Below are 4995 nucleotides of genomic sequence, written 5' to 3' on the forward strand. Positions count from 1 at the left end.
CCGTGGCGCCGACCGCGGCGGCACTGGCTCGAGGCCGCCCGCCTCGAGCCGGCCCCGACCGGCCCGGCCGGCAGGGCCGTCGGGGCCGGTCGGCCGGGTCCGCTCCTGCTCGCTGACCAGGGCGGCGTACAGCCTGGTCGCGACGTCCTCCGGCATGGTCACCGAGGCCAGCGCGGCGAGGTCGTGACGCACCCGGCGCAGCGCCGCCACGGTTTCGCCGCACTGCGGGCAGCCGCGGACGTGGAGTTCCACGACGGACGCCGAAAGGTCCCCACCGGCGTAGGCATCGAGGTGCTCCACATCCGGATGCCGATCAGCGGTCATCGCCGACACCTCCTCCGACCACTCCGGACGTATTGACGTGCCTGCTCTGACTGACGGAATCGAGCGGCGCAGGGTTCCCGGGACGCAGGTAGTCGAGCATTACAGCCAGCTTCGCGCGTCCCCGCGCGCAGCGGCTTTTCACCGTGCCCACCGGGACCGCGAGCAGTTCGGAGGCATCCGCGACCGACCAGCCCTGGATGTCGACGAGTATCACCGCCAGCCGCAGTGGTTCCGGAAGCCGGCGCAGCGCGGATTCGACGGCCAGCCGCGTCTCACCTTCGACGATCGCGTCACGCGGTTCGGCCGGCTCGTCGCCGCCGCGGCCACCGCCACCACCGTCGTGACCGTCGTCGCCGCCGGTGAGCAGCGGGACCTGCGGGCGGGCCGCGCGCCGGCGCAGCCTGTCCAGGCAGGCGTTGACGACGATGCGGTGCAGCCAGGTGGACACCGACGCCTCGCCGCGGAAGGCCGCGGCGCCCCGGTAGGCCGACAGCATCGCCTCCTGGACGGCGTCAGCGGCGTCCTCCCGGTCCCGCAGCATGCCCAGCGCCACCGCCCACGCGCGGCCGCTGTGGGCTCGTACCAGCTCGGTGAAGGCGTCCGGGTCCCCGTCGGCATGCCGGCGGAGCAGGTCCCTGTCCCGCTCCGCCGGTGCCACCGGGAGGGCCGCCGCGTTCACCGCGTTCACCGGGCCGGCCGGGGAGACTGGGCCGGCTGGGGGGACTGGGCCGGCTGGGGGGACTGGGCCGGCTGGGGGGACTGGGCCGGGCGGGGGGACTGGGCCGGGCGGGGCGGCCGGGGCGGCCGGCGCAGGCGGGGGGACGATGCCGCTACCGGCGACGGCCGCGTTGGCGGCGCCGTCCGGCGTGCCGTTGACGGGGGCTGGCGGCTGGGCGGGGGTCACGGGGCGGCGAGAGCCTGGCCAGGACGGCGTCTTCCCGCTGGTCAGGAGCGGAAGGAGACGTCCGTGACAGCGCCTTTGAACCGGCCGTCGTCCACCGTCGGCAGCTTGGTCAGCCAGACGACCCAGTACCGGTGGGCGGCCGCCTCCGGGACGGACACGGTCGTGTTGGTGGCGAGGGTTTCGGGGAGGACCACGCTGTAGGCGCTGGCGTCGTTCACGGCGGCGTCACCGGCACGCAGCTCGAACGCGGTAGGGCCGAAACCAAAAGCAATCGTCATCTGGCTGATGGTGACGGGGTGGCCGAAGTCCAGCCGGAGACCCACCCCGGACTTCAGCCCGCCGAACTGCCGGCCGTCGGTGTTGTTGTAGCCCTCCGTCGTCCAGACGGTGGACGGGTTGCCGTCGATGGCCTTCGGGGCCTCCGCGTCGTTCTCGCCGTTCTGCCCGGGCGGCGGGTCGAAGGCCAGCACGTTCGGGGCCGGCAGCGGCGTACCGGTACCGGCCGGGGCGGTCCTGGACGGGGCCGCGGACGGGGCGGCCGGAGCCTTCCGGCCGGTGTCACGGGTCAGCGCGACCGACGTCACCGTCACCGCGACCACCGCGATGGTGGCGATGAACCCGGCCACGAGCAGCAGCCTGCGGCGCGGCCGCGGGCCGCGCGAGCGCCGGGCGCCCCGCTCGTCCGGGGGGTAGTCGCCGAGGAAGCCGGGCGTCCCGAGGGCGGGAGCGGAACGGTCGCGGCGGGGCTGGTCCGCCGGGAAGCGGCCGTCGTCCTGGCGAGCCCGGCCGTCCTGGTAGCCGCCGCGATGGCCGCCGCCGGGCGGGTACGCCGCGCTCCCCGGCGGGCCGTAGGAGCCCGCCACGTCGTAGTGGTCCGCATCGGACCCGTCCACGGTGTAACCGGCGGTCGAGGGCCCCGTGGTCATGGTCCGGGTCAGCGACGGCTCGTCGTCGAACCGGACCCGGCCGAGATCCAGGGTGCCGTCCGCGGGGGCGAGATCCTCGAGCGCCTCGGCGAGCTCGGCCGCGGACGTGATCGCCGGCCGGTGGGCACGGTCGTCCCCGAGCGCGGCCAGGGTGAGCGCGTCAAGGTCCGGGGGGACGTCCGCGCGGACCTGCCGTGGCGAGCGCACCTGGCCGTCGTCGGTCCTTGCCGCCGGGGGGAGCCCGGTGTCGCCGCGGTCCAACGGCCAGTGCCCGGTCAGCGCGGCGTAGAGCAGACCGCCCATGGCCCGGACGTCCTCGGCGGCGCCGACGGAGCCGGCCCAGGGCTCGGCCTGGCTGTGCGCGCCCTTCTCCAGCGCCGCCACGACCGAGCCGGTGCCGAGGTCGACGACCTTGACCATGCCGTGGCCGGAGACGATGACGTCGCTGGCGCGCAGGTCACCGTGGTGGATGCCGCGTTCGTGGGCGGCGGCGAGCACCCGGGCGACGGCGAGCAGGACGGTCGCGGCCTGGTCCGGGCGCAGCGGCCGCTGCGCGGACAGCGCCTGCAGGGAGCGGCCCTCCACCCATTCGCTCACCACGTAGGAGACGCGGCCGGCCTCGGTGGTGGTCGACGTGGCGTCGTAGGTCGATGCCGCGCCCGGGTGCACCAGCCGGCCGGAGCCGATGGCGGCCGACAGCAGCATCTCGGCGGCACGGTCGAGGGCCGCGGAGTCGCGCGCGCCGGTGCCGGTGTGTTGCACCACACGGACGGCGACGGGCCGGGCGAGGATCCGGTCGTCACCGCGCCACAGGGTGACCGGCCCACGTGCGTGCATGACCGACAGAAGCTGATATCTGCCGTCCAGCACGGTGCTGACCGGCAGGGTGGGGGGCCCGGGGGGATCCATCGGGCCGGTGGCGTCGGGGGACGCCGGTACCGCCACGGTGCCGGCCTTCCAGGTCGCGCTGCTCGTCACGTCATTATCGACGTCGACCTGTGGCGGTCGGTTGTGCCCGTCGACCACAGTGCCTCCGTCATCGCCGACGCGTCCGACTGTCGTAGCCGGATGCAGCCTGTTCAGTGTACGAGCCTTTGGGGGAGCGCCCGGGCGCTGTGTCGGTTGTAGCCGGGATCAGTCGGGATCAGTGTGTCGATCGTGCACCGAACCGGCCCCGGACGGCTGTGGCGAGCGCGGCCATTTCGGGCAGCCGCATCCGGACGATGGCCACCAGGTAGACGGGCAGCCCCACCGCGCAGGCGAGCACGACGCTCACGCCCGAACCGAGCCAGCCCCGGCCGAGCACCTCTCGTACCAGGGCGCAGACCCCCGCGGCGACGACCGCGCCCAGCCCGCCGGCGATGGTCACCTGGGTGAGCATGCGGGCGGTCCGGCTGGCGTCGATACCGCCCAGGCGGCCCCGCAGCAGGACCGAGGAGACCACGGCCCCGACCAGGTAGGACACGGCGAAGGCCAGCGCCAGCGCCACCGACCGCAGCCGGTCGGGCAGCAGCGCGCTCAGTGCCGCCGCGCCGGCGATGTTGGTGGCGACGATCCCCATGTTGACCAGCGCGGGGGTCCGGCTGTCCTGGTGGGCGTAGAACACCCGCAGCTGCACCTGGAACAGGGAGAACGGCACCAGGGCGACGGCGAACGCGGCCAGGGTGTCCCCGATGCGCAGGGCCTCGGCGTAGCTGACCGCGCCGTGGTTGAACAGCGCGACCGCGACCGGGCGGCCCAGCGCCAGCAGCGCGAGTGCCGCCGGCACGATCACCACCGCCGCCAGCCGCGTCCCGGTGGACAGGTCCTGGCGGACCAGGTCGCGACGGTTGTCCGCGGCATGCACGCTCATCCGCGGCAACAGCGCGGTGATCACGGACACCGCGACGATGGCGTAGGGGAGCTGGAAGATCTGGTACCCGTACGTGTACACGGTGTACGCCGTCGTGGAGCTGGCGAGACGCACGATGACCAGGTAGCCGAGCTGGCTGATCGCCACGTAGAGCAGCGTCCAGCCGGCCAGGCGCACCGCCTGGCGCAGCCCGGGGTGGGTGAGGTCCAGCCGCGGCCGGTAGCGGAAGCCGGCCGCCCGCAGCGACGGCAGCAGCGCGAGCGTCATGACCACGACACCGAGGGTGGTGCCGGCGGCCAGGACGGTGATCTGGGTGTCGCTGATCCCGCCGACCGTGGGCGGGCGCGGCCCGGGCACGAAGATGAACGCCACGCAGGTCGCGATCACGATCAGGTTGTTGAGCACCGGCGTGAACATCGGCGCGGCGAACGACTGGCGGACGTTGAGGATCGCCCCGATCGTGGCGCCCAGCCCGTAGAAGATCACCTGCGGGAGGAACCACCGCAGGAACGTCACGGCGAGATCCTGCTCGGCGCCGCCGGCGGCCAGGTAGACGCCGATGATGGCCGGCGCGGCCAGCGTCGCGGCCACCACGATGACACCGAGCCCCAGCACCACCAGGGTGAGCAGCGAGGACGCGAACGCCTCGCCCTCGTCCGGGTCCTCCCTGGCCGCCCGGACCAGCACCGGCACGATCACGCTGGACAGCACCCCGCCGAGCAGCAGGTCGTAGAGGATGTTCGGGGTGGTGTTGGCGACGTTGTAGGCGTCCCCGACCGCGCCGGTGCCGATCGCCGCGGCGATCGCCACCGTCCGCAGGAACCCCGACGCCCGGGAGGCCACCGTACCGATCGCCATGGTGCCGCTGGCCCGGCCGAGGGTCATCGCCTTGCGCCCGGTGGCCTTCCCGGCCCGGCCGCCCGCGGGACGTCCCCGGTCCGCCGGCCGTCCTGCGGGCGGCCGGGCCGGTTCCGCCAGCCGTCCCCGCT

General features: G+C 74.5%; 3 protein-coding genes and 1 pseudogene. All 4 read right to left on the bottom strand.

Annotated features, from left to right (window positions below; translation table 11 throughout):
- Positions 1-324: pseudogene (locus tag NBW84_RS22550) on the bottom strand (hypothetical protein); the annotation flags it as partial.
- A complete protein-coding gene (sigM, locus tag NBW84_RS22555; RefSeq protein ID WP_250287225.1) occupies positions 314-1003 on the bottom strand; it encodes an RNA polymerase sigma factor SigM in 690 nt (229 codons plus the stop codon). The pseudogene NBW84_RS22550 and the gene sigM, both read right to left, overlap by 11 nt.
- Before the next feature lie 266 nt (positions 1004-1269).
- Positions 1270-3180, bottom strand: a complete 1911-nt coding sequence (locus NBW84_RS22560) for a protein kinase family protein (protein ID WP_250287226.1) — start codon at positions 3178-3180, stop codon at positions 1270-1272.
- 118 nt (positions 3181-3298) lie between these two features.
- Positions 3299-4995: murein biosynthesis integral membrane protein MurJ (gene murJ / locus NBW84_RS22565; RefSeq protein WP_445548821.1), on the bottom strand; the 1697-nt coding region annotated here is incomplete at its 5' end.

It is taken from the genome of Protofrankia sp. CiP1_Cm_nod2 (assembly GCF_920664355.1).
GTDB lineage: Bacteria > Actinomycetota > Actinomycetes > Frankiales > Frankiaceae > Protofrankia.